We start from the raw sequence: 23,820 nt of genomic DNA on the forward strand, positions 1-23,820 counted from the left end.
TATGTTAAACGAACAAAACCGTAATGAATTTCTGCAAACTATTGCTGAAAAATTAGGGCGCCCTATTGCGCATAAACCACAACCACAGCCAACACCGGTTAATAATTTACCTAAAACACGTTTAGCTAATCTGACTCAAGATGAATTGTGCAAAGAATTTACTGATTTTGCACAAACTCAAATGGTGAAATGTGTTGTTAGTAAACCAGAAGAGCTCATCAATAGCTTAATTGAGCTCTGTGAAAGTTATGATTGTAAAGGCTCGGTGGTAATAAGTGGTGATGATCGCCTAGATGCACTAGGTGTGACAAAAGCTATCAGTGAAAAATACGAAACCTATATTTGGAACCCAGAAATTGGTCATGAAAATATTATTCATGCTGAACGTTCTCAAATTGGAATTGTATTTGCTGAAGCGGGCCTAACTGAATCTGGAGGGATTGTCTTATTTTCTTCACCAGAAAAAGGACGTTCTGTTAGTTTATTACCTGAAACCTCAATTGTGATCCTACGTAAAAGCGATATTTTGCCTCGTGTGGCTCAAATTGCTGAGCGTTTACATAAAATGGCACAAGAAGGCGTAAGAATGCCGTCTTGTATCAATTTAATTGGTGGTGCAAGTTCTACAGCAGACATCGAATTGATTAAAGTATGGGGAGTTCATGGCCCTGTTCATGCAGCTTATTTGATTATTGAAGATTGCTAATTCAAGATAAAATAACGTTAAAACGATAACAAAATAGCTAACAGTCAGAGTCGATCATCGACACCTAAATTAAACCCAAAAGATAAGTTAATGGCTTTTGGGTTTTTCTCTCTTATTTGCCAATTAATTATTCAATAAAACTTTTACTCTCCATTGATTTAATTTAATTTCACATGCAAGTAAAACATCACCAGTCCCTGATCCACCCATTAATAATGCGGATTGTCGTTGACATTCAGCGCTTCTAAATTGAATAAAATGCTGTTGAGAACTGACTAATGCATCAATGGCACTTTTCGCTGCAACAGAATCAGTATCTTCAAGATCACTCTTACTTTTGTCATAAATGACTTTCATTTGTTGCTCAGTCAGTTTTAATTCATCCAATAAACAAGCTTGTACTGCTGTTCTCGGCTCGTTTGCAGTCACGCCATAACATTTTGCTAAAGGATCGTATTTGTCTTGTGCCGAAGAAAAAAAGCTAACTGTAAGTAAACTACAAGAGATCAGAAATAAACTTATCTTCACGCGGATTCCTTATAGAAATTTATAATAAGATTTATGTTCAACATAATGTATAAAATAATTAATATCACATCTATTAGTGCGAACAGCATCATTTTAGGATATATCGTATCTACTCGATAAATTTAAATTTCAATTGATTAATAATAAGAAAACATTATTAATTTCTTTTGACTTAAACGTGTTTTATTTATTATTTATCAAATAAACATTATTTAACACAATATAAATAGATTGAAACTCAACCAATAATTTTAAAAATAGTCATTTATTACTTTAATTCTGTCTTTAATTGATAAAATTACAAATTTTCTTATGACGAGAAAAGTCTTTTTATTTCAATTTTCACTGTTTTTTTCTTAGCATAGCAATAGAAAACTCACTTTTTTTGCAGTAATCTCATACCAATTCTTATTGGCAATTTTTTGCCTAAAATTGACCGGTGGTGTCACCAATATGTTCTACAAATTTACTCCCATTATTCTTCTCATTATTTCCAATGTTTTTATGACATTTGCTTGGTATGGTCATCTAAAATATGGTAATAAACCTCTTATCATCGTCATTCTTTTAAGCTGGTTGATTGCATTTGTTGAGTATTGTTTTGCTGTTCCCGCAAATCGCATTGGTCATAATTACTACAGTGCAGCAGAATTAAAAACCATACAAGAAGTGATCACTTTAACTATTTTCGCCATTTTTTCTGTCACTTATTTGGGTGAAAATTTCACATTAAATCACTTTATTGGTTTTCTTTTAATTGGGGCTGGCGCTTTATTTATTTTTAAAGGCCCTTTTTAGAAAAATCGATTAATAGATATTATTAGCTCATTTTTTCAACATGTTATCGACACTTGTTTTATTATCGCCTTATCAAGATTGATAAGGTTTTTTTTATTCAAAATCTCAATTTTTGATTGCTTTTAATACTATTTATAGTGTGGTATTTACGGAGGGTTAAATAACATAATCACTTATCATTAAGTTATATAGTCTACTCATGTGGTTTTTCCAAAATAATAGTCTGTTTTGTAATAAAAATATTCTAGATATAGAAATATTTCTCTTGAAAAATATTTTTCATTCGGCGCATAATGATTGCTCTAAGAGAAGCATCGTTTCTCTACCTTTATTTTTGCTTCTCTTAAACGACGGCACCTTTAAAACGTGCTTTTTGTCATTTTAACGTCAGATAAAATGGTATCTGGTATGAGCAAACATTCTAACGATTTTATTTATATGCAGGATAATCCCTGTATGCATTGTGGCGCTTGTTGTGCCTATTTTAGAGTTTCGTTCTATTGGGCTGAAATGGTGAGTGGAGGAGGAGTTGTTCCTGATGAGTTAACAGAACCATTAACGCCTTTTCTCTCCTGCATGAAAGGAACAAATTCTAAAAAACCGCGCTGTGACAAACTTATTGGTGACGTGGGTGAGTGTGTAAGTTGTTCTATTTACGAACAACGCCCTTCTCCTTGTCGTGAGTTCCAGCAATCTTGGGTAAATGGTATTCCTAATGAAGCATGTGATCGTGCTAGAGCCGCTTATGGTCTACCACCATTAACACACACCACGTTGCCTCACTCTGCGTAAGACATCAGAGGGGTTAAGCCCCTCCTGATCATTTAACACTATCCGATACGTTTTTTATAAAAAATAAAATTAGAGCACAAAAAATCATTATTAAATAATAAGTTAGTTTGACTTTATTTTTAAATACCCTAGTATATAAAGTAATGAATTAATAACGTGTATTTTGTGAGGTTTTTTATTTAAAAATAGTAATAAATTTGGAGGGCATTATGATCAGTAGCTCTTTTTTTATCCTTTTCCTTTCTTTTATCTGTTCTACTGCTGTCGTTAGTATGTTACTCGGTGGCTTAGAGGAATAATTATGAATATTTCTGATGAAAATATTCTTTCCCAGAAATAATGCCCATACTTTACATAAAATCAGTATGGGCATTATTTTACTTATCGTTTGGTTTTTAGATTTATTTTGCAGTTATTACTTCTATTTTATTTTTTCTAAAAAACTACAGCTTTCTATTTTCCCTAATACCTGTCTTTACCTAATAAGCAAAATGCCCCGTTATTTTCCATGAAAATAAAACATCTTCGGCAACTTGTCCAAAACCAATATTATGCATGACAAGATAACGTTGATTGTCCCAACTTTTTTTATTTACCACAATACCAATATGAGGCCGACCATTGTCTAAACGCCAACTCACAATATCACCAGGTACATAATCCTCTGCATTTTTAGTAATGGGTTTTACTTTGCCTTTTCGTGAGAAAAAAACTTCCAAATTAGGCACTCTACGATGATCTATATTTGTATCTGGCTTATTCAAGCCCCACATCCGTTTGCTCGGGTAAGCTGAAAAATTTGCCTTAATGTCTTCATGCAGTAATTTTTGTAGATCGATATCAATTCCACGATAACTACGAATAATAACGTCGCTACAAACCCCTTTATAAGCAGGAACATCACCATTTGGATAATCTATTTTACGATAATCAGAGTCATAAATTACGGCTCTTGGTAAATCAGTGGCATATTCCACCAGCTTTTTATTTTGCTCTGCCGTTATTGCTTTGGCACTTGAAAAAGGAATAATCAATAAAAGAAAAAAGCTGGGTACCGTTATTTTCATTATATAATCTCCATGAAAAGTTAAATCCATTATCTTTAAAGAAGGGATTGAGTGTTCTGTTTATACTGATAAAGCACAGTATAAAAATATAAGAGGGATCTTAATTCATTTTTAAATATGACATAAAAAAACCGAGCTACTTCTTACAGTAAACTCGGCTGATAATAAAATGAAAGAGAAAGAGATCAAAGTAAGAGAAATTGTTAGTTCAACACAATATGGCTTTTGCGTCGTAAGCTGGCAAAAAGCATATAAATCGCCGTTACTAATAACACTACAAAGAAGAAGTTCATAATGCCATTATTAGCAGCTTGTGCCATAAACATTCCTGCACCTAAAGGTCCAATGGCAGAACCAATGCTATAACTTAATAACATTACTTGTGTAATTGCGACAATATAGCTTGCATTAACATGATCACACGCCAAAGTAATAGCGATAGGATAAAGCGCAAAAGAAGACATTCCCAATAACGCCAGTGCTATTATAAGCACCATATAATCGTTAGAAAGATAAGTCAGTCCCATGGCAAATACGCCGACTAAACACATCATCGCTAATAATAACGTTTTGCTTATCACCACAGACAACTTACTAATAATAGGCTGAACTACCATTCCACCTAAAATAATTGCTGCCATCAACACACCTATTTGGTCTGTTGTAAATTGCCCTTGGTTTAATGCTAATGGCATCATGCCATAAATGCTGCCCATCACCACACCAGAGACCATACAGCCCACTAAAGCGGCTTTATTTAAACGACGCATTTGTTTAAGTGATAAACTTTTATGTACATGCCCTTGGGGTTGCCCTTGTTTAAAAAACAGAGGCGGTAATACAGCAATTAATAACAAAGCTAATACCGTCATAAACGGAATGGCACCTTGTGTGCCAATTGCACCAATCGCCAATTGTCCTAATGTTGTGCCGCCATAAAGCGAGGTCATATAAAAGCCTAAACGTTTAGCTCGCTCTTTAGGATTATCGCCAATTAATAGCCATGACTCGACCACAACAAATATACCTGCAACTGCCATACCACCAATAAAACGGAAAACCATCCATGCTGATAAATAAGGCATTAAAGGCAACACACCGACAGTCACTGCCAGTAATAATAAAAATACAACGAAAGAAAGACGATGCCCTATTCTTGCAATAATAGGTTCTATCATCACTGAACCTATTAATAATCCGATAAAATAAATACTTGCTAACCAGCTAGCATAGAGTGTATCCATTCCAAAACTGTCCATAGACAGTGGAATTAAACTCATTAAATAGCCTGACGCGATAGCAAATACCGTTAACCCAGCTACAGGTACTAATGTACTGTCGCCTTGGCGTACCAAAGTAGTGTTCTGTTTCACTACCCTCGTCTCCACAATCAAAACGGTTAATAATGTGCTGTTTTCTCGATGCCTGATAGAGGCAATTCTTTTATCTAGGAAAGATAAAAGAAACTAAGGTGAAAACAGTGGATGGCGTCCCTAAATTCAGGAGACGCGAATATAGCGCTTAAATTGCCATAAATAAAATTATAAAATCTAATGCCAGAAAACAATTTTATTTATATCAATCACGATTATCGTCTTTTCCTGTAAAAAAGAAATAGCTTGATTAAGATATTTCTTTTTATAAAGAGATAAATCTTTTTTATTAAGTTTGCTACGGATAAGTACGTATTCAATAAAATAAAGAATAAGGAATACTTTTAGCAATCCTATTGTTAACGAATAGAATAGCTAAAATTAAAGAAGGTATGGTGTTTATTTCATGCTTTTTTCTAAAGCAATATTTATGGCATCAGGAATTGAACCACCATGGCCTTTACCTTCAAATAGATAAAATTCACACTGTTTTCCTTCATCCAATAAATATTGGCATAACTGGCGTTGCGTTAACCAACTACTGCGCTCTTGATAATTTTTTTGTTGCTCTTCACTTAATTTACTTAAATCTGGATTTTCTTCTTTTTCACCTAGTGTTATTGCAATAGAAATATCATTAGGAATAGCCTGCCATTGTTCTTTTTTTACCCACTCACCGTTTCCCCACCATAAAGAAGGGCTTGCTACTATATAGCGTTGAAATGTTTCTGGATGATTAAATAAAACATACAATGAAAAGACACCACCAAAAGAGTGGCCAAAAAGAGATTGTTGGGTAACTGAAATATTCTCTTTTGTGAGTTGTTCAAACGCATAAGGCCTGACTTGCGTTAGGATAAAATGATAAAAATTTTCTGCATTTCCCCCACGACTAAATGCCTCACCTTTTACACTTGGCGTATAATCATGCGTTCTTTCTGTAATAAAATAGGCTTTATCTCCCACATAGCCCACACTAATAATCGCAGGTAATGGGCTATTTTTTTGTTTTATGGCTTCATTGACCATCAGTGGGAATTGCGCATTACCATCAACACCATAAATTAATGTGGTCTTTGTTGTATTTTTAGGTACAGCAAGAAAGAGGCGATATTGTTTGCCTTCATAAGCGACTTCTTTTTGTGTGATTTGATAATAAGATTGTGCTTGAGCTTCAATTTTAGGCACTTCTTGGTTAGGTCTTGCTTGAGCAACCGCAGATAACATAATCATTCCACATAACATTAGTATTCGCATAAATCAGATACTCTGTCAGTAATATAAAAAGGTGAACAGTTAAACTGAAAATAATAAAAAGTGATAAAAAATAAACCCCATATAAATACGGGGTCTATTTCAATTTAGGCTCAATTAGAAGCTATATTTAATGTTTGCCCAATAGCGACGTCCTTCATCAACCACCCAGTTACCACCTTTATCATTCACAGCAGGACCTGTTTCATCTGTAATATTTAATACCGCTAAGTTAAACATGGTATTTTTATTAAAGTTGTAGGTCATCCCTAAATCAAAGGTTGTGTAGCCACTACGATAACGCGCGCCTGTGTAACCATTACGTTGAGCGGCCCAAATTTGTTTACCTGTATAAGCCGTATTGGCATAAAAACTGGTAGCTTCATCAAACTGCCAGTCAACACGCGCATTAGCACTGTGTTTAGGTGTTAAATCTAATGGGTAGCCTTTTAGTGATTCACCAGAGCCTAGTTTTTCATCATCACTTTTACGTTCTGAATCAATATAGGTGTAGTTTGCATTCACATGCCAACTTTCTGCAATAGGGAATCCTACTGCGGTTTCAATCCCTTTAATATTTGCTTTACCGACATTATCGTATTGATACAGTTTTAAACCTGTAATTGGATCTATTTCACCCGTGTCGTAGTTTGTTAACTTATCTTTAAAATCAGTATTAAAGAAAGTCAAACTTGCGGTAAAACCATCCCCATTATCATAACCTACACCAATTTCTTGGCTAACCGACGTTTCAGGCTTTAGGTCACGATTACCGTACATAATCGCACGGCCTTTTTCAGTTGAAGTGCCGTATTCAGGACTAATCTCACGTAAGCTTGGTGCTTTAAAGGCTTTAGCAACACCGCCTTTTAAAGTGAATTCATCGGTTAAGTGATAAACGGCATACGCTCTTGGGCTCCAGTGATTACCGTAATATTCGTGATCATCAAGACGCACACCGCCGGTTAATGCGAGATTGTCTGTTACGCTATATTCATCTTCAAGGAATAACGCTTTTTGATCCGCAGTAATAGTGGATTGCTTAATGCCAGAGCCAGTAGATGATTCATCTTTTAAGCGTGAGTATTGATATTGACCACCAAAGGTCATCACGTTATCAGGTAAAAACGCAGTAAATTTCGCATCAAAAACGGTATTAGTGATTTCAGGACGACGATCTTCGTAATATTTTTCACGCTCCTTCGTCGTTTTATCAATCATTTCTGTTTTGGTAATACGCTTAGTTTGTTCTTGATACACACTTAATTCTGAATGCAGAATATCAAACTGATTTTTATAAGTTAATGCCCAGTGATTACGGTCATTATTGGTTTCTAACATTTTATTTTCATCCGCTTTGCCACCGCGGATAGTAAACTCACTCATCGATTTACCTGGAGTCGTTGTACGTTGTAACGTATTGCGCCCCGCTTCTAATAAAATAGTTTGATTATCAGTTGGTGTGAATGCCAATTTCGCCGTAATGTTTTTATTGTCATTACGACCTTGGCCATAAGTGATTTTGTCTTCTGCACGTAAGTAGCTACTGCCGTAAAGTTGTAAGCCTAATTTATCTTCAATTAAAGGCCCTGAAAGATAAAAATCACCATTAATAGAATCACCAGCATCACGGTTATGTTGCAACGTGCCGCCAAGTGCAACAGAGCCATGCCACTCTTTTGTTACTGGTTTAGTGATGATATTGATAACGCCGCCCATTGCATCAGAGCCATATAGTGATGACATTGGTCCGCGGATAACTTCTATGCGCTCGATCGCATCTGCTGGTGGAATAAAGCCCCCTTCATAACCACCACTCCCATTCGGGCGCGACTCACGGCTATTTTGACGACGACCATCAACTAAAATAAGCGTGTATTCCCCCGGTAAACCACGCATCGTGATTTCTTGTTTGTTGGCATTACCGTTAATGCTAACACCTTCAACACCTTTTACGGCATCGGCTAAATCATGAACCGGTTTCTTTGCAAGTTGTTCTTTGCTGATCACGGTGATGCTTGCTGGTGCATCTGTAATTTGTTGAGCAAACCCTGATGCTGACACAACAAGTTTTTCTTCTTTATTTTCTTGTGCATACAGCGGGTAAGAGGCAGATAAAATACAGGCTGTTAAAACACCCATTTTAAAGTTCATAGCAATTCCCTGAATTAATAACAGTTATAGTAATGAGAATGATTAATATTATCTTAATCAAATATTCATGAGAATGATTTTCTTTTCATATTTAGTGTTTTTTTTTAATCTGTATCAAAGTAAATCAATACCATTTTCTCTAACCCATTTTGTAAACAATTTCAGACGTAAAAAAAGCAGATGGCATAACCATCTGCTTTGTATTGTTTTGTAGAGTATTTTTAGATTTAGAAAATTAACAAATTACAATGTTATTACCAGAACACGGCATAAAGCACACACAAGATGATCATAATGGCGTAGGAAGCAATATTGAATCCACTTTGTGTTTTAAAGGTTTTATCTGTTAATACAATCGCCCCTGCGCTGTCATCAGTTTTAGTCGAGGTTAAACTCACTAAACCAATCACAACCGTTGTAAACATAAAGGTGTACATCATTTGATCAAGGAATGGCATACCTAGAGGCATTAATTTTAGGAATAAAGCAAATGGTATAGATAAGACCACACCAATAATTGCGCCTTTTGCGTTTGTTTTTTTCCAGAATAAGCCTAATAAGAATACCGCTAAAATTCCTGGGCTTACTAAGCCAGTATATTCTTGAATATATTGGAATGCCTGATCGATTCCACCTAATAATGGTGCGATAAAACAAGCGATAATCAAAGCAACAACCGCACTTATACGCCCCACATTCACTAAACGCGTTTCAGAAGCTTTAGGCCCAACATATTCTTTATAAATATCCATCGTGAAAATAGTCGCGATAGAGTTAAGCATGGATGCTAAAGACGAAACAATAGCAGCAGCAAGTGCAGCAAAAACAATCCCTTTGGCTCCAACTGGTAAGAATTGAGTTAACCAAGGATAGGCTTTATCTGCTTGTGATAATGTTGGGATATGCTCTGGTGCCATTGTGCCTAATCCCGCCATTAATTCTGGGTTTGTCGTGATCACAAATGCTGCAATACCTGGTACAACCACAAGAACAGGAACAATTAATTTTAAAAATGCGGCAAACACTAGCCCTTTTTGTGCTTCATTGATAGATTTAGCAGCTAAAGCGCGCTGAATAATGTATTGGTTAAAACCCCAATAATAAAGGTTAGCAACCCATAAACCACCAATTAGCACAGCGATACCCGGTAAGTTCATAAACTGCGGATTATCTTTTTCTAAGATCATTTTAAAGTGATCTGGTGCGGCTTGTGTCATTTTGCTCAAACCTTCCATGATCCCACCATCTCCACCGATATAGCTAACTGCTAATACGGTAGTAAATAAACCACCAAGGATAAGGAAGAATACTTGTACCACATCTGTCCACGCAACAGCCGAGAGTCCACCATAGAGTGAATAGATAACAGCAAATAATGCTAAACCAATAATGGCATACATCATTGGTACACCAAGGATGGTTTCTAATGCCAATGAACCTAAATAAAGTACAGAGGTTAAGTTAACAAAGATAAATAATGCGAGCCAAAATACCGCAAGGATCGTTTTTAGGTTACGGCTTTTAAATCGGTTCTCAACAAATTCAGGAATGGTATAAATACCTTTTTCGATAAATACAGGTAAAAAATACTTCGCCACAATAATCAGTGTCAGTGCAGCCATCCATTCATAAGAGGCGATAGCAAGACCAATGGAGAAACCAGAACCTGACATACCAATAAATTGTTCTGCTGAAATATTAGCGGCAATAAGCGAAGAGCCAATTGCCCACCAAGGTAGGGTTTTACCTGCTAAGAAATAGTCCTTTGTTCCTTTTTTCTCGCCATCCTTTGAACGAGAAACCCATAATCCTAGACTAATAATAATGACGACATAGAGGGCAAAAATTGCATAGTCTATTGTGCTTAATCCAACACCTTCTGTATGCATAATATTTTCCTTTCAGACCCATAGAGAGAATAGACTTTTAATGTAAACGTTTTCACACTCTTTTTCCGTTACTCCCTTCACAATTTTGTCGCTTATGTTACGTAAATGCATCTAAAAATAAAAAACAAACGATTACCCTGAAGAGTAAAGTCAAATTCACGCCAAAAATCCTCTTTTTAAAATTCACCAAAGAAGAAACTGCCCTAAAATAAAATTAAAAAAATATCAAAATGATAACGATTACACAAGTTAGGTAAGAATGGCCTTTAAGGTGATGATGATCCCCATTAAGAGGATCGATAATATTATAAAAATAAGTGGTGTGGTTAAGAGAGATGACTAAGATTAAAGACAGAATTACGCTGCACTAAAGTAGGCGAAAAAATACGTTGTTTTTGTTCAAGGATTTCACCTTTAGACAGTCTAATCGCCAGCATAGCCGCCTGTTCGGCCATCATTTGTACTGGATAACGCACGGTTGTTAAACGAGGATGAATATAACGGGCAATTAATACATCATCAAAACCAATAACAGAGATTTTTTCAGGTACAGGGATCTCATTTTCATCGAGAACAGACAAAGCACCAGCAGCCATAAAATCGTTGTAAGTCACTACGGCTGTAAAATCGATTGATTTCGTTAACAAATGCATCATTGCCTTTTCACCACCTTCACCTTCAGGCTCACCATATTCAATATAACTTTCGGGTAATATGATGTTATTGGCGTCAAGAGCAGCTTTATAACCCGCAAGGCGTTGAGTGGTGTCCTCGATATTATGCGTGGAAGAGATATAAGCAATCTTGGTGTGCCCTTGACGAATAAGATGTTCTGTTGCCATCCATGCCCCTTTGTAATTATCTAAAGCGACACAGCGTTCCGCAATCTCAGGAATAAAGCGGTTGATCAGTACCATGCTTTTGACTTCATGAGCATAAGCGAGTAATTCTTCATCAGAGAGTGCTTTTGAGTGGATCACTAAACCATCACAACGACTATTAATTAACAACTCTATAGATTGACGTTCGTCTTGTGCATCATGATAGCCATTACACACCAAAATATGCTTTCCTGCTTGTCTTGCCACATTATCAACAGCTTTCACTAATGTGCCAAAAAAGGGATCAGAAACATCATGGACTAAGACACCTAAAGTTTGTGTACTTTGGCTGACCAGTGCTCTAGCCGCTGCATTAGGTCGATAACCTAGTTTTTGCATTGCTGCATTAACTGTTTCTATTGATGTCTTACTTGCTTTCGGCGAGTTATTAATGACTCTTGACACCGTAGCAACAGAAACTCCCGCTTCTTTTGCTACATCTTTGATAGTCGCCATATCCACCTCATGGATCGCCTTTATCCATCATCAAAAAATAACAGGTAGTTAATCTAAGAATAAAGAAAAAGGAAATAATAAAATTTAAGTGGCTTGATTATCAGCGAAGAAGTGAAATTTAAAAAGTAAAAAGATCAAATAAATAGTGAAAAGGAAAGCGTTTACACTTTCCTTTTATTGTTAAGAGTAAAACTTATAGATAGTTTGGCTATTCCATGGCGTATTGGCAGGTAAAATACCTTGATTTTCATGCCATTCAGGATGATTAGGCCCATCAGGAAAGTATTGTGTCTCTAAAGCTAACCCTGAATAATTACCATAATGGCGGCTTTTTCCTTTTGTACCAGCTAAAAAGTTACCTGTATAGAATTGAACAGAAGGCAAAGTAGTAAAAACATCCATTTTGAGTTCACCTTCGGGTGCAATGACCGTTGCAATAGGTGCTTTGTCGTCGATAGCCTGTTTATCTAAAATAAATGCATGATCATAACCACTCGCTGCTTTTTGGCACTCATCAACCATAAAATCAAGACCGATGCGCTTTAACTTACGAAAATCAAACCCTGTTCCTACGACGTTCACAAACTCTCCGGTAGGAATATTGCCTTCACCATTTTTCAAATAATGAGAAGCGCAAATTTTTAAATCGTGCTCAAGTGCTGTGCGTTCAGTGTGCTCACCTGCAAGATTAAAATAGGCATGGTTAGTTAAACTGAGAGGCGTAGTTTTATCACTTATTGCCTGATAATCGATACAGACTTCATTATTATCGGTAAGTGTATAAGTCACACTAGCCTTGAGTGTACCGGGAAAGCCTTGGTCACCCTCATTTGAGATCAATGAAAAGGTCACCGATTGAGATGATTGTGCCGTGATCCCCCAACGACGATGACTAAAGTTTTGTTTACCGCCATGTAAAGTGTTTTTACCTTCATTAGCACTGATTTGATATTCTTGACCTTCTAATACAAATTTTGCACCAGCAATACGATTGGCAAAACGCCCTACTGTTGCCCCCAAATAAGCTGTTTGCTGTTTGTGGGTATTCATATTTGCAGAGCCTAACAGTACATCTCGACGGTATCCATTAACAGGTACAATACAAGTTAACCAGGTCGCTCCAATATCCATTAAAGAAATCGACATACCAAAACGATTTTTAAGCACGACCACTTGTGCGGGATTTCCGTCCGATGCGGGTTGTGCAGTCATTTGTTCTGGCTCTAGAAATCGGATTTCATTCGTCGCCATTATTTTGCCTCCGAATAGCCCGCCCCTTGGCTTGCAGAGCAGACATAAATAGTTTCTTTCAACCCTGTTAAGGCCTCATATTGCGCTTTAACAGAGTCAACGACTTGATCAACTAAATCAGGTGTCACTAATGCTACGACACAACCACCAAATCCACCACCCGTCATTCTTACTCCACCACGATCACCTAAGACTGACTTCACTATTTCAACTAAGGTGTCAACTTCTTTGACGGTAATTTCAAAATCATCACGCATTGAATGATGTGATTGCATCATAAGTTGGCTTAATGTGATTAAATCACCATGACGCAGAGCCTCTGCCGCCTTCAGTGTGCGATTATTTTCGGTTATCACATGACGAGCACGACGATAAACCACCTCACTCATTAATGTTTTTTTAGCTTGCAGATCCGCTAATGTCGCATCTCTTAATGCCGTGACATTTAAAATTCTTGCGGCCTCTTCACATTGCTGGCGACGGGTATTGTATTCGCTATCAACTAATCCGCGTTTTTTATTGGAGTTAATTATCATCACAACCATGTTTTCAGGCATTGTCACCGAAAATGTATCTAAAGAGCGACAATCAATTAATAAGGCATGATTTTCTTCACCACAAGCAGAAATCAATTGATCCATAATGCCACAGTTACAACCAACAAATTGGTTTTCAGCTTTTTGACCGTTTAACGCAATCTCTTTTTGGCTAATAGGTAATTGATAAAGTGTTTTAAGCGTTTGACCAATAGCCACTTCTAATGCGGCAGAAGAACTTAACCCTGCACCTTGAGGGACATTTCCTGATATTGCGATATCCATACCATGAAAAGAATAGTTATCTTTTTGTAGAAAATGAATAACACCACGAACGTAATTAGCCCACATTTTATTAGGTAAAAACTCAATGGTGTTATCAAAGCTAAATTCATCAACCTCATTTTGGTAATCCACTGCAATCACTCGAATAGTATTATCTTCTCGTTTTGCTGCTGCGACGACCATTTGATAATTAATAGCACAAGGTAAAACAAAACCATCATTATAATCAGTGTGTTCACCAATAAGATTTACTCTTCCTGGCGCTTGAATAAAATGTGTAGGCGAATAACCAAAAATAGATGTAAACGAACGAGTCACATTATTAATAAGTGCCTGCATAATAAATCCTTAGCTTAAAATTAAGTAATAAAATCCCACCACATCATTATGTAAATAATGAGATGTCTGGTTTAATTTATTTGGTACAAAAGGCTGATTAACTAAAATACCTTTCCATATTGAAGGTCATTAACGTTGCTCTTTATAATGAATGTCGCTTACTTGGCGTAAATTATTTGCCGCTTGTTCTGGTGTTAAGTCTCTTTGCGATTCTGCTAACATTTCATACCCCACCATATATTTACGTACAGTGGCTGAACGTAATAATGGCGGATAATAAAGTGCATGTAATTGCCAATGATCGGTATTTCTACCGTCTTTAAAAGATGGCGCAAAATGCCACCCCATTGAATAAGGGAAAGAGCAATGAAATAAATTATCATAACGGCTGGTTAACTTTTTCATTGCAATAGCTAGGTCATCGCGTTGAACGCTATTTAACTCACTCATTCGACGAATATGCGTCTTAGGTAATAACATTGTTTCATAAGGCCAAGCAGCCCAATAAGGTACTATTGCCAGCCAATGTTCAGTTTCAACAACGGTTCGACTTGCGTCTTTACATTCAGCATCAACATAATCAATTAATAAATTACGCCCGTATTTTTCAAAATACGCTTTTAAATGTGTATCTTTTCTCGCTAATTCATTAGGTAAGAAGTCACTCGCCCAAATTTGCCCATGAGGATGCGGTTGGGAACATCCCATAGTTTCACCTTTATTCTCGAACACTTGAACCCAAAGGTACTCTTTACTGAGCTCTTCTATCTGGTTATCCCAAGTATCGACAATTTTACGTAAGCTATTTAAAGGCAATTCAGGTATTGTTTTTCCATGATCGGGCGAAAAACAGATAACGCGACTAATTCCTCTTACAGCTTGAGTTTGAAATAAAGGATTTAATGAAGGATCAACATCATATTCATCTTGTAATAACGCAGAGTGATCGTTATTAAAGACATATGTTCCGGTGTAATCTGGATTTTTATCACCAGAAACACGCGTATTATTTGGACACAAATAACAATGTGGATCATAAGAGGGAAGAGTCGCAATCTGAGGTTTTTCATCTTTACCATTCCAAGGTCGTTTCGCTCTATGAGGTGAAACCAAAATCCACTGATCAGTGAGTGGATTATAGCGACGATGAGGATGTTCAACAGGATCAAAAATCAGTTTTGACATAACCTTCTCTCTTATTTATTCAAGATTATCTAAATACTGTAAATCTTATTTCAGATAACCATTTGGGTTTTGTGACTGCCAACGCCAAGCATCAGCGGCCATATCATCAATTGAACGAATGGCTTTCCAATGCAAATCTTTCTCTGCTTTTGCGGGGCTTGACCAACATTCAGCGATATCACCAGGGCGGCGAGCCTGTAGTTGATAAGGGATCGGTTTACCACTGGCTTTACGAAATGCTTCAATCATTTCAATCACGCTCGTGCCGTTACCCGTTCCTAAATTATAAATATGTAGACCTGCTTTTTTACCTAATGCATTTAACGCAGCGATATGGCCATCCGCCAGATCCATAACATGAATGTAATCACGAACGCCTGTACCGTCTTTTGTTGGGTAATCATTACCAAACACAGCAACGTGCTCACGACGACCAATAGCGACTTGAGAAATATATGGCGTTAAATTGTTTGGAATACCTTTAGGATCTTCTCCCATCGTGCCTGATGGATGGGCACCAACAGGATTAAAGTAGCGTAGTAAACTGATAGACCAGCTTTCATCAGCAACATATAAATCAGATAATATACGCTCAACCATATATTTACTGGTGCCATAAGGATTGGTTGTACCACCAACCGGTGAGTCTTCACTAATAGGTACAGATTGAGGGTCCCCATAAACCGTCGCTGACGAGCTAAAAATAATACTTTTAATACCAGCATCTCGCATGCAACGCACTAACACCAATGTACCATTAACATTGTTGTCATAATATTCAATTGGCTTTTGAACAGATTCACCGACTGCTTTCAATCCCGCAAAATGAATAACAGATTGAATTGTATGTTTAGCAAAAATTGATGCTAATAATTGATCATTACGAATATCGCCGTTGTAGAACAATGGGCGTTTACCAGTTAATGCTTCAACACGGTTAAGCACTTCTTCATTCGCATTGCTAAGGTTATCTAAAATAATTGGGGTCATACCAGCTTCAATCATTTGAACGCAAGTATGACTACCAATATATCCCATACCACCTGTCACTAATATTTCCACATTCACCTCTTTTGATTCAATTCAACGGAAAAGAGCAAGTCGGTTTCTGTTCACTGACACAGAGTTTAACAAGATCAACAAAATAATTTCGTGATCAAATCGACATTTAGTGTAAACGTTTACACTCTTTTCGTGCTCACTAATATTTTATAAAAACCTTAATTTAGAATTGTATTACAGTAAGTTAATAAAACATGTAATACACCCCATATCTTTGCCACTAAAAAAACACCTACTCAAAGTAAACGATTACATCCTAATTAATCAGTTAATTACATGATACAACTGACATTCAATACGTTTTATCATACCTTATTAAGTTCCCTGCTAATATGTTTAAGCGGAGTAAGGATCCCCTTAATAAATTACTTACAGTTCATAAGATGCTTTAATTGAATAGATACAATTTTATAAGTACTTTATTGTATAAATACTCTAAATAATTCAAATCACTGCTAGGCGAAAAGTGAATGAGTCGCTAGGAGCATACATTAGTATGTGACTAGTGCGAATAAACGTAGCTGTGGTTTGAAGTATGATGAGTATTAAATGGAGAACATAATGAAACCGACTGTCTTGCTCTACCAAAGCCTTCCCGAAACACTGTACAAAAAATTGTCTAGTTTTGCTGATATCAAACAATTTGACACGCTCTCTTTAGACTCGAATGATTTTTGTTCAGCACTTGCCAATGCTTCTGGATTACTCGGCGCTGGAGGCAATATTGATAAAAACTTTATAGACCACGCTCCTCATTTAAAAGCTGTTTCAACAGTTTCGGTTGGCTATGATAATGTCGATGTTAATGTACTCACTAAGCGTAATATAAAGCTAATGCACACGCCGACTGTATTAACAGACACCGTTGCTGACACTATGATGGCATTAGTGCTTGCTGTATCAAGACGTATCCCAGAACTTGCAGATAATATTAAACAAGGCTTATGGGTTAAAGGTATCACACCTGATTGGTACGGTACTGATGTTCATCATAAAACCATGGGTATTCTTGGTATGGGCCGAATTGGCAAAGCATTAGCACAACGCGCCTATTTTGGTTTTAATATGAATATTCTTTATCACTCACGGACAGAATATACTGATGTAAATGACCGTTTTGATGCTAAGTATTGTGATTTAGATACGCTACTACAGCAATCTGATTTTGTGTGTATCACCTTACCATTAACACCAGAAACACATCATTTAATAAGCAAAAATCAGTTTTCAATGATGAAACCCGACGCTTATTTAATTAATGCAGGTAGAGGGGCTGTCGTTGATGAAAAAGCATTAATTAATGCGCTAGAACAAAAAGATATTGCAGGTGCTGGACTTGATGTTTTTGAAACAGAGCCACTGTCGCCGTCATCACCTTTATTGAGCATGAAAAATGTAGTTGCCGTCCCACATATTGGATCTGCGACAAAAGAAACTCGCTACGCAATGGCTGAATGCGCGGTAGATAATCTGATTGCGGCATTGAGTGATAACGTAAAAGAAAATTGCGTTAATTTCTAAAGTAGTAAATAGATCTTTTTGAGGAACAAAAAAAGGTAATGGAAATCAACCATTACCTTTTTATTCTATTTTTAATTTAGGCAGGATCTACGTGTGCCATCACACTTAATATCTGCTTATTTTGTAAAACATTATTGCGAGCACTGACGACAATCTCATGGCTTTCACTAACAGTGAGATCCCCTTTTATTTCAAGATGTACATCTACCAATAAATAATCACCTGAACGGCGGGTTTTTAAATCATGCACACCTTGCACACCTGGAGTTGTAATCAGCTTCTGTTTAATTTCTTCCAAGGTTTCTTCGTCTGCCCCTCTGTCCATTAAATCTTGCAAAGCTTGATAAGTAAAACGCCACCCCATACGACCAACAAATAAACCTACAATTAATGCTGCAAGAGGATCGAAGAACTTAAATCCAGCAAGACTACCAAGAATACCAATAGCAACAACTAGTGAAGAGGCGGCATCTGAGCGCGCATGCCATGCATTTGCAACTAGCATATTAGAATCCACTCTTTTAGCGACACCAAGCATGTAACGAAAGAGCCCTTCTTTAGCTGCTAATGCCAATAAAGCAACATACAATGCAACGCGATGAACTTCAGGAATAGTTGAAGGATCTAAAACTTTATGAATTGCAGAAACCACCATACCTAAACCGACAATTAATAAAATAGTTCCAAGGATAAGTGAAGCTGCGTTTTCATAACGCAGATGACCATAAGGGTGATCTGCATCGGGTTGTTTCTGACTGCCTTTATTAGCAATTAAAACAACAAAATCAGCAATAAGATCAGAAAGTGAGTGAATACCATCCGCAATTAAGCCTTGAGAGTGTGAGAAAAAGCCTACGGTAATTTGCCAAATGGATAAGAAAATATTAACAAAAACGCTCACTAGCGTGCTTTTTTTAGCTGCTTTAAACTTTTCAGACTGCGTATTACTAGTCCGATCCAACTCAATATCATCAATGTGATTATGTGTCATAATAATAATCTTATTTGGTTTTAAATAGCCTACTCTATTTATAATAGCCAAATAGAGTTCCATAGGTTATTTCAGGTTCCATAACTCATTGGTGAGGATAAAGGACGACTCTGAATAACAATCCAGTTTAGGGACTAAGATTGCTGTCCAGACATCATATTGAGATGTCATTACCTATTAATATGCCATATTTAATTCTTTATGTCTCTTATTTTTACCAATAAAATCTTATAGATACAGAACAATAATATAATTGATAATCATTCTTTTATGCATTTTCTCTTTGAGTGCAAGGTAAAGAATTTTTATTTTTAATACGATATTATTAATTGCTTTTCTGTCAGTAAGTTAAGGTGTATAACTTATTTTAATTATATTTTTGAGATTATTTCAGCCATTATTTACTTTTTTATGATTTATAATGTAAAGCAGTAAATAATCATTCTCACTCTTATTTAAAACACAGATCACAGCTATTTTTCACTATTATGTAATAATAGTAAATATTTTAAACTAACGCTAAGTGAGGTTTGTAATGTATAAGAAAATCCTAGTTCCTATTGATATTTTAGAAGATGAACTTTCTCAGGAACTGATCGCTCACATTGAACAAATTGCAAAGGTGGGTAAACCTGAGATCCACTTCCTCACCGTTATTCCTAACGCCGAACTTTTTTTTGGTATTGAATTTGCGGCTATTCCTGAAAAATTCAAAGATTCATCAGAGCGTACTCGTCTTGCTTTTGTCGCATTACAAGAAATGATCAAAGACGCTAAAATTCCTGATGAACAAATTATATGTAATGTGGGTGTTGGTAATGCAAAAGATGAAATTTTAGAATATGCCCGCCACATTGATGCTGATTTAATTGCAATTGCTTCACATCGACCTAATGTTTCATCCTATTTATTAGGTTCAACAGCATCATCTATTGTACGTCATGCAAAAATGTCAGTTTTAGTTATCCGTTAATCTTTAACTTCAATAATAACAAAGCCCTTTGTTTCAACAACAAAGGGCTTTTTAGTAAACTAAGGTCGTCCTAAATAAGGTTATCTGTTATTTTTTAACTGAATCTTGGATAGTATCAGCAGCAGACCAAACACGGTATTTCACATCAACGTCTTTTGGTGCATAAATAACAATAGGTAATTTGCTGTTATAACGGATGAAGGCATCAGAGCCCATATTGGCCTGAACAAAAGCATCTTTTTTCGTATTATCCGCACAACCCATCATAGTAGACATTGGGCCATTTAAATCACCAACAACATAATAGCTATAACCCCAACCTTCTAAATTCTTTTCATCTAGTTCAGCACCAAACCACTGATGATTACAATCTACTTTTAGCTCTTTACCAACGATTAACTCAACTTGGTAATTACCTTCATTATCTTTTTGTTCTAACTCGATAACATGACGAACTTGATTTTCTTGAGCTTTAGGATAAGGCGCAACTTTATCTAAACTGTCGGTAGCTTGAGCACATGCAGATAAAGACATTGCTGCAACTAAAGATAATATTACTTTGTTCATCACTTTCTCCATTTTTACAGCGAACACTTCGCTGTTAATAAAATTAGTCAGATATTTTTATTACTCATTATCTGAATACTAATATTTTTAGTGCTTGAATGCTAACATCTTAGTAAATATCACTATGAGAGGATAATTCCGAATGTTTTAAAAAGAAAAATCATGTTTTTTTATGAAATGTAAATTTGTGATACATCACCATGCAGATATCCAATCTATGATTATACTGAAATAGAGACCCAATTTCTTTTCATAGGAGGTTATATGTTCTCAAATCAACAAGCGCTTGTTTCTCAACTAAGAAACAGTGATCCTCGCTTTCAGGCTCTCTACGATAAACATCATCGACTCAATCAAGAAATTGCAAAATTAGAAGGCCCTAATGGAGCAGGCTATAATGATGAAGTGGTCAAACTAAAAAAAGAAAAACTTCATCTCAAAGATGAAATGCAAAAAATACTTCAACGAAGTGAAAAATAATGATCTTTTTAAAGCGATGATTAATGTCATCGCTTTTTATGATTAAAAACAAAGATATCACCCCATAAAGATGCATAATTAATGTATCTTTTGTTTTTTAGGGGTTCAACATGTCATCAATTCACGGTCATGAAGTTTTACAAATGATCCTTTCTTCAGACATTGCTTTTACCAAAGCGTCACTTATTGATGCTATTCATCAGAAATTTGGCAATGACTCTCGATTTCATACTTGTTCAGCTGAAAATATGACAGCAACTGAATTAGTTGATTTCTTAGAAAAGAAAGGAAAATTTATTCCTGCTGAAGGTGGCTTTACGACAAGTGAAAATAAAATTTGTCGTCATTGATAAATATACTGTTTAAAATTCGATTGCCAGTGATTTCCGTTTCTAGTTAATGTGCTTTTAACTTTAAAAAATAAAAGACCATTATTTCTGGCAATCGTAAGGACTTTATTTATTGAACTTTAATCTTCATCTGTTTGTAACCAAGAATCATCTTCCCAAACACTTTGAATAAGTTCCATAATGTGTTCGTGTTTAGTTTCATCTTTTATGCCTGTAACTTGAATTGAGTTCATGCTACTGAAGGCGATACGAAACTGCATATCGGGGTATTCTGGAATGATCTTTTTTCTTAATTCGTGTTCTAAAAGCGGAAATAATGAGTCGGTTATCTTAGATTGTTTATTAAATAAAATTTCCACACGCATTGGTTTCACCATTTAAAGGCAAATAAACTGTATATAAACACAGTATTATATTCTAGGAAAAAAGAAAAGCCTTTTTACTAAATTTTTTTCATCATAGTTCATTAAATAATTTTTTAGCGTCTCTATAGGCTTAATGATAAGATGCATAATAAATGCAACATATTACTAAGAGAGAAGGATATGTCAGGAAAAAGAATTTCTCGTGAAAAAGAAACTATTCAAAAAATGGTTTCTCTTTATGCAAAATCACACCCTGAGACCGATTCAGATTATTATCAAAAATTAATCGATTACGCCTACAACCGATTAGATAAATGTCGCTATGGTGAAGATAAACCCGCCTGTAAACAGTGTCCCATCCATTGTTACCAACCTATAAAAAGAGAAACCATGAAACAAATCATGCGTTGGGCTGGTCCACGGATGCTGATTTATCATCCAATTTTGGCAATACGTCATCTTATTGATGATAAAAAACCGGTACCTCCGCTTCCTGAAAAAAAGCGTACTATTCGTTCAACTGAAAAATGAAGTCAGATTTCTTCAATCGATATAAAACATGTTCCGCTAAAGGGTGGGTTTTATCTAATGCGGGATGAAAGAAGTTATCAGATTGATGCATACCTAATTTTTGCATCACACCTTGAGATGGAAGGTTTGAAACCGCGGTAAAAGCGACAACTTCATCAAGTTCCAACGTTTTAAAAGCAAATCTAAATACGGCTAATGCGGCCTCATAAGTATATCCCTTACGCCAATGCTTTTGTCCTATACGCCAGCCAATCTCTACACAGGGACTAAAAGGTAAAGAGGCTACTGGAATATTTAACCCAACAAAGCCAATAAACTCTTGGTTTTCTTTTAATTCAACCGCCCACATTCCCCATCCATTTTGTTGAATAAATTTTTCACGGATAGTCTCAACCATTTTATCGCTTTCTAATTGAGATAAAGTACGCGGAAAGTAGCGCATTACTTCAGATGAGGAGTTAACTTCATAAAAAAATGGCGCTTTATCACTTTCACGCCATTCTCGTAAGTGTAGTCTAGGAGTCTCTAAATTCATCGTTATTCTCTATTTATACAAAACTAAGGTAATATCGATAAAATAGGACAAGCAAAAAATAATGAAAAGAAAAGAAGACTTATTTTTTATTTTCTTTTAGTTGGTTTTCTACAGGTGCCGTTACTTTATCTTTATTTACATTAGCACTTTCTTTGATTGAAACCACTCGTTGTTGAGCAACTGATTTAGCTTGATGTTCAACTTGCTCTGATTGCCCTGTAAAAATACCACCACGCTTAATAGACATACTTCCACAACGACTAGTACCACGTAACTCCCCATGCTCTAAAATATCTAGATTGTTTGCAGCGCAAATGCCTTTAACAAAACCATCAATAATAATATCAGGAGCCGTTAATTCACCTTCAACTTGTCCTGCATGCATAACACGAATGACACCATCTTTGACATTAATATTTCCCGATACTTTACCCCAAATTTGGATATCGCCATCGACATTAATATCACCTTGAAATACCGTTCCTTTCGCAATAATAGTATACAGTTTCTGCTCTGGCATCGGTTTTTTCTCTTCTGTTATAACTGGCGTAACAGGATCTGCTACTTTTGGTGTTTCAGTTTTACGACTAAACATAGCGGTTTTTTTTAACCTCAAAGTCATGGAATAAATAATAATGCTAAAAATTAGGATTAAGATAATCAAAAACTCTCCAGCCATTTGGGAACGCCAAAAGGCAATTAATGCAAGAGTCCAAATTATCCATATCCCACTAAATATAATATTTCGCAGTGTCCGCTTATTCTCCATAATTAGCTATACCCTACCTCCCTGACAATAAATACACTTATGCATTCATTATTTTAATAAATTTATGCCAAGCATAATGCCAGTAATAAGACTATTATTACCTTTTACTTTATTGATTTGCTCCTTAAAATAAATTGCATTAAATAGAATAAAACTATAAAGCTATTTATTTAAATAACCCA

At 35.9% G+C, this 23,820-nt stretch carries 24 protein-coding genes; 8 read left to right on the forward strand and 16 right to left on the reverse strand.

What is annotated here, in order from left to right; translation table 11 throughout:
* Window position 1 precedes the first annotated feature (1 nt).
* A complete protein-coding gene (locus ABN256_RS07090) occupies window positions 2-706 on the forward strand; it encodes a LutC/YkgG family protein (protein WP_196554900.1) in 705 nt (234 codons plus the stop codon).
* Window positions 707-829: 123 nt separating this feature from the next.
* Here ABN256_RS07090 and umoC read toward each other — a convergent pair whose 3' ends face one another.
* Window positions 830-1,234 carry a lysozyme inhibitor LprI family protein gene (gene umoC, locus ABN256_RS07095; RefSeq protein ID WP_196554901.1) on the reverse strand — a complete coding sequence of 135 codons (405 nt, stop codon included), beginning with the start codon at window positions 1,232-1,234 and terminating at the stop codon, window positions 830-832.
* 453 nt (window positions 1,235-1,687) lie between these two features.
* Here umoC and ABN256_RS07100 point away from each other — a divergent pair, with 453 nt between their 5' ends.
* Complete coding sequence (locus ABN256_RS07100; RefSeq protein WP_072069197.1) at window positions 1,688-2,032, forward strand: DMT family protein; 345 nt, start codon at window positions 1,688-1,690, stop codon at window positions 2,030-2,032.
* 408 nt (window positions 2,033-2,440) lie between these two features.
* On the forward strand, window positions 2,441-2,824 hold the full coding sequence (locus ABN256_RS07105) for a YkgJ family cysteine cluster protein (RefSeq protein WP_196554902.1): 384 nt from the start codon (window positions 2,441-2,443) through the stop codon (window positions 2,822-2,824).
* 479 nt (window positions 2,825-3,303) lie between these two features.
* Here ABN256_RS07105 and ABN256_RS07110 read toward each other — a convergent pair whose 3' ends face one another.
* The 10 genes from ABN256_RS07110 to galE form a co-directional block, all read right to left on the reverse strand.
* The gene (locus ABN256_RS07110; RefSeq protein WP_231619272.1) at window positions 3,304-3,891 is read right to left on the reverse strand and encodes a DUF1287 domain-containing protein; all 588 of its coding nucleotides are present in this window, start codon (window positions 3,889-3,891) and stop codon (window positions 3,304-3,306) included.
* Between the two features lie 203 nt (window positions 3,892-4,094).
* Window positions 4,095-5,264: an MFS transporter gene (locus ABN256_RS07115; RefSeq protein WP_197268976.1), complete on the reverse strand. Its 1,170-nt coding sequence runs from the start codon at window positions 5,262-5,264 to the stop codon at window positions 4,095-4,097.
* Window positions 5,265-5,663: 399 nt separating this feature from the next.
* Window positions 5,664-6,521, reverse strand: a complete 858-nt coding sequence (locus tag ABN256_RS07120; RefSeq protein WP_231619271.1) for an alpha/beta hydrolase — start codon at window positions 6,519-6,521, stop codon at window positions 5,664-5,666.
* 114 nt (window positions 6,522-6,635) lie between these two features.
* The gene (locus ABN256_RS07125; RefSeq protein WP_196554905.1) at window positions 6,636-8,672 is read right to left on the reverse strand and encodes an IreA family TonB-dependent siderophore receptor; all 2,037 of its coding nucleotides are present in this window, start codon (window positions 8,670-8,672) and stop codon (window positions 6,636-6,638) included.
* Window positions 8,673-8,926: 254 nt separating this feature from the next.
* Window positions 8,927-10,561, reverse strand: a complete 1,635-nt coding sequence (locus ABN256_RS07130) for a sodium/sugar symporter (protein ID WP_115350634.1) — start codon at window positions 10,559-10,561, stop codon at window positions 8,927-8,929.
* Between the two features lie 326 nt (window positions 10,562-10,887).
* The gene (locus tag ABN256_RS07135) at window positions 10,888-11,898 is read right to left on the reverse strand and encodes a substrate-binding domain-containing protein (protein WP_072069342.1); all 1,011 of its coding nucleotides are present in this window, start codon (window positions 11,896-11,898) and stop codon (window positions 10,888-10,890) included.
* A gap of 180 nt (window positions 11,899-12,078) precedes the next feature.
* Window positions 12,079-13,149, reverse strand: a complete 1,071-nt coding sequence (gene galM / locus ABN256_RS07140; RefSeq protein WP_196554906.1) for a galactose-1-epimerase — start codon at window positions 13,147-13,149, stop codon at window positions 12,079-12,081.
* Window positions 13,149-14,309: a galactokinase gene (galK, locus tag ABN256_RS07145; RefSeq protein ID WP_196554907.1), complete on the reverse strand. Its 1,161-nt coding sequence runs from the start codon at window positions 14,307-14,309 to the stop codon at window positions 13,149-13,151. Before galK ends, galM begins: the two co-directional genes overlap by 1 nt.
* Window positions 14,310-14,438: 129 nt before the next feature.
* Window positions 14,439-15,494, reverse strand: coding sequence for a UDP-glucose--hexose-1-phosphate uridylyltransferase (locus tag ABN256_RS07150; protein ID WP_196554908.1), 1,056 nt, complete (start codon window positions 15,492-15,494; stop codon window positions 14,439-14,441).
* Window positions 15,495-15,539: 45 nt separating this feature from the next.
* Window positions 15,540-16,556 carry a UDP-glucose 4-epimerase GalE gene (gene galE / locus ABN256_RS07155; protein ID WP_196554909.1) on the reverse strand — a complete coding sequence of 339 codons (1,017 nt, stop codon included), beginning with the start codon at window positions 16,554-16,556 and terminating at the stop codon, window positions 15,540-15,542.
* Window positions 16,557-17,117: 561 nt separating this feature from the next.
* Here galE and ghrB point away from each other — a divergent pair.
* Window positions 17,118-18,077 (forward strand): glyoxylate/hydroxypyruvate reductase GhrB, encoded by a 960-nt coding sequence (gene ghrB, locus ABN256_RS07160; protein WP_349439297.1) that lies wholly within the window; start codon window positions 17,118-17,120, stop codon window positions 18,075-18,077.
* 76 nt (window positions 18,078-18,153) lie between these two features.
* Here the strand turns inward: ghrB and ABN256_RS07165 are convergent, their stop codons facing one another.
* Window positions 18,154-19,068 carry a cation diffusion facilitator family transporter gene (locus ABN256_RS07165; RefSeq protein ID WP_349439298.1) on the reverse strand — a complete coding sequence of 305 codons (915 nt, stop codon included), beginning with the start codon at window positions 19,066-19,068 and terminating at the stop codon, window positions 18,154-18,156.
* A 535-nt stretch (window positions 19,069-19,603) separates the two neighbouring features.
* Here ABN256_RS07165 and ABN256_RS07170 point away from each other — a divergent pair.
* On the forward strand, window positions 19,604-20,041 hold the full coding sequence (locus ABN256_RS07170) for a universal stress protein (protein ID WP_023581562.1): 438 nt from the start codon (window positions 19,604-19,606) through the stop codon (window positions 20,039-20,041).
* Between the two features lie 87 nt (window positions 20,042-20,128).
* Here the strand turns inward: ABN256_RS07170 and eco are convergent, their stop codons facing one another.
* Complete coding sequence (gene eco, locus ABN256_RS07175; protein WP_196554912.1) at window positions 20,129-20,620, reverse strand: serine protease inhibitor ecotin; 492 nt, start codon at window positions 20,618-20,620, stop codon at window positions 20,129-20,131.
* A 252-nt stretch (window positions 20,621-20,872) separates the two neighbouring features.
* Here eco and ABN256_RS07180 point away from each other — a divergent pair, with 252 nt between their 5' ends.
* Both ABN256_RS07180 and ABN256_RS07185 read left to right on the forward strand, forming a co-directional pair.
* On the forward strand, window positions 20,873-21,088 hold the full coding sequence (locus ABN256_RS07180) for a DUF465 domain-containing protein (protein ID WP_115350639.1): 216 nt from the start codon (window positions 20,873-20,875) through the stop codon (window positions 21,086-21,088).
* Window positions 21,089-21,198: 110 nt separating this feature from the next.
* The gene (locus ABN256_RS07185) at window positions 21,199-21,438 is read left to right on the forward strand and encodes a YecH family metal-binding protein (protein ID WP_072069209.1); all 240 of its coding nucleotides are present in this window, start codon (window positions 21,199-21,201) and stop codon (window positions 21,436-21,438) included.
* Between the two features lie 119 nt (window positions 21,439-21,557).
* On the opposite strand, the gene ABN256_RS07190 is transcribed toward ABN256_RS07185, so the two are convergent.
* A complete protein-coding gene (locus ABN256_RS07190; RefSeq protein WP_072069210.1) occupies window positions 21,558-21,803 on the reverse strand; it encodes a DinI-like family protein in 246 nt (81 codons plus the stop codon).
* A 180-nt stretch (window positions 21,804-21,983) separates the two neighbouring features.
* Here ABN256_RS07190 and ABN256_RS07195 point away from each other — a divergent pair, with 180 nt between their 5' ends.
* Window positions 21,984-22,334, forward strand: a complete 351-nt coding sequence (locus ABN256_RS07195; RefSeq protein ID WP_115350641.1) for a nitrous oxide-stimulated promoter family protein — start codon at window positions 21,984-21,986, stop codon at window positions 22,332-22,334.
* Here the strand turns inward: ABN256_RS07195 and ABN256_RS07200 are convergent.
* A complete protein-coding gene (locus ABN256_RS07200) occupies window positions 22,312-22,869 on the reverse strand; it encodes a GNAT family N-acetyltransferase (RefSeq protein WP_196554914.1) in 558 nt (185 codons plus the stop codon). The genes ABN256_RS07195 and ABN256_RS07200 overlap by 23 nt on opposite strands.
* A gap of 79 nt (window positions 22,870-22,948) precedes the next feature.
* Entirely contained in the window at window positions 22,949-23,464 is a 516-nt protein-coding gene (locus tag ABN256_RS07205; protein ID WP_231619269.1) for a bactofilin family protein, read from the reverse strand.
* Window positions 23,465-23,820 lie beyond the last annotated feature (356 nt).

The sequence above is a fragment of the Proteus sp. fly-1008 genome (assembly GCF_040140305.1).
Taxonomy (GTDB): Bacteria; Pseudomonadota; Gammaproteobacteria; order Enterobacterales; family Enterobacteriaceae; genus Proteus; species Proteus vulgaris_B.

Excerpts from the sequence above, each read along its gene's own strand:
- ABN256_RS07090 (WP_196554900.1), top strand. The coding sequence starts at position 2 with ATGTTAAACGAACAAAACCGTAATGAATTTCTGCAAACTATTGCTGAA.
- ABN256_RS07100 (WP_072069197.1), top strand. The coding sequence starts at position 1,688 with ATGTTCTACAAATTTACTCCCATTATTCTTCTCATTATTTCCAATGTT.
- ABN256_RS07105 (WP_196554902.1), top strand. The coding sequence starts at position 2,441 with ATGAGCAAACATTCTAACGATTTTATTTATATGCAGGATAATCCCTGT.
- ABN256_RS07110 (WP_231619272.1), bottom strand. The coding sequence starts at position 3,891 with ATGAAAATAACGGTACCCAGCTTTTTTCTTTTATTGATTATTCCTTTT.
- ABN256_RS07120 (WP_231619271.1), bottom strand. The coding sequence starts at position 6,521 with ATGCGAATACTAATGTTATGTGGAATGATTATGTTATCTGCGGTTGCT.
- ABN256_RS07125 (WP_196554905.1), bottom strand. The coding sequence starts at position 8,672 with ATGAACTTTAAAATGGGTGTTTTAACAGCCTGTATTTTATCTGCCTCT.
- ABN256_RS07130 (WP_115350634.1), bottom strand. The coding sequence starts at position 10,561 with ATGCATACAGAAGGTGTTGGATTAAGCACAATAGACTATGCAATTTTT.
- ABN256_RS07135 (WP_072069342.1), bottom strand. The coding sequence starts at position 11,898 with ATGGCGACTATCAAAGATGTAGCAAAAGAAGCGGGAGTTTCTGTTGCT.
- galM (WP_196554906.1), bottom strand. The coding sequence starts at position 13,149 with ATGGCGACGAATGAAATCCGATTTCTAGAGCCAGAACAAATGACTGCA.
- galK (WP_196554907.1), bottom strand. The coding sequence starts at position 14,309 with ATGCAGGCACTTATTAATAATGTGACTCGTTCGTTTACATCTATTTTT.
- ABN256_RS07150 (WP_196554908.1), bottom strand. The coding sequence starts at position 15,494 with ATGTCAAAACTGATTTTTGATCCTGTTGAACATCCTCATCGTCGCTAT.
- ghrB (WP_349439297.1), top strand. The coding sequence starts at position 17,118 with ATGAAACCGACTGTCTTGCTCTACCAAAGCCTTCCCGAAACACTGTAC.
- ABN256_RS07165 (WP_349439298.1), bottom strand. The coding sequence starts at position 19,068 with ATGACACATAATCACATTGATGATATTGAGTTGGATCGGACTAGTAAT.
- ABN256_RS07170 (WP_023581562.1), top strand. The coding sequence starts at position 19,604 with ATGTATAAGAAAATCCTAGTTCCTATTGATATTTTAGAAGATGAACTT.
- eco (WP_196554912.1), bottom strand. The coding sequence starts at position 20,620 with ATGGAGAAAGTGATGAACAAAGTAATATTATCTTTAGTTGCAGCAATG.
- ABN256_RS07180 (WP_115350639.1), top strand. The coding sequence starts at position 20,873 with ATGTTCTCAAATCAACAAGCGCTTGTTTCTCAACTAAGAAACAGTGAT.
- ABN256_RS07185 (WP_072069209.1), top strand. The coding sequence starts at position 21,199 with ATGTCATCAATTCACGGTCATGAAGTTTTACAAATGATCCTTTCTTCA.
- ABN256_RS07190 (WP_072069210.1), bottom strand. The coding sequence starts at position 21,803 with ATGCGTGTGGAAATTTTATTTAATAAACAATCTAAGATAACCGACTCA.
- ABN256_RS07195 (WP_115350641.1), top strand. The coding sequence starts at position 21,984 with ATGTCAGGAAAAAGAATTTCTCGTGAAAAAGAAACTATTCAAAAAATG.
- ABN256_RS07200 (WP_196554914.1), bottom strand. The coding sequence starts at position 22,869 with ATGAATTTAGAGACTCCTAGACTACACTTACGAGAATGGCGTGAAAGT.
- ABN256_RS07205 (WP_231619269.1), bottom strand. The coding sequence starts at position 23,464 with ATGTTTAGTCGTAAAACTGAAACACCAAAAGTAGCAGATCCTGTTACG.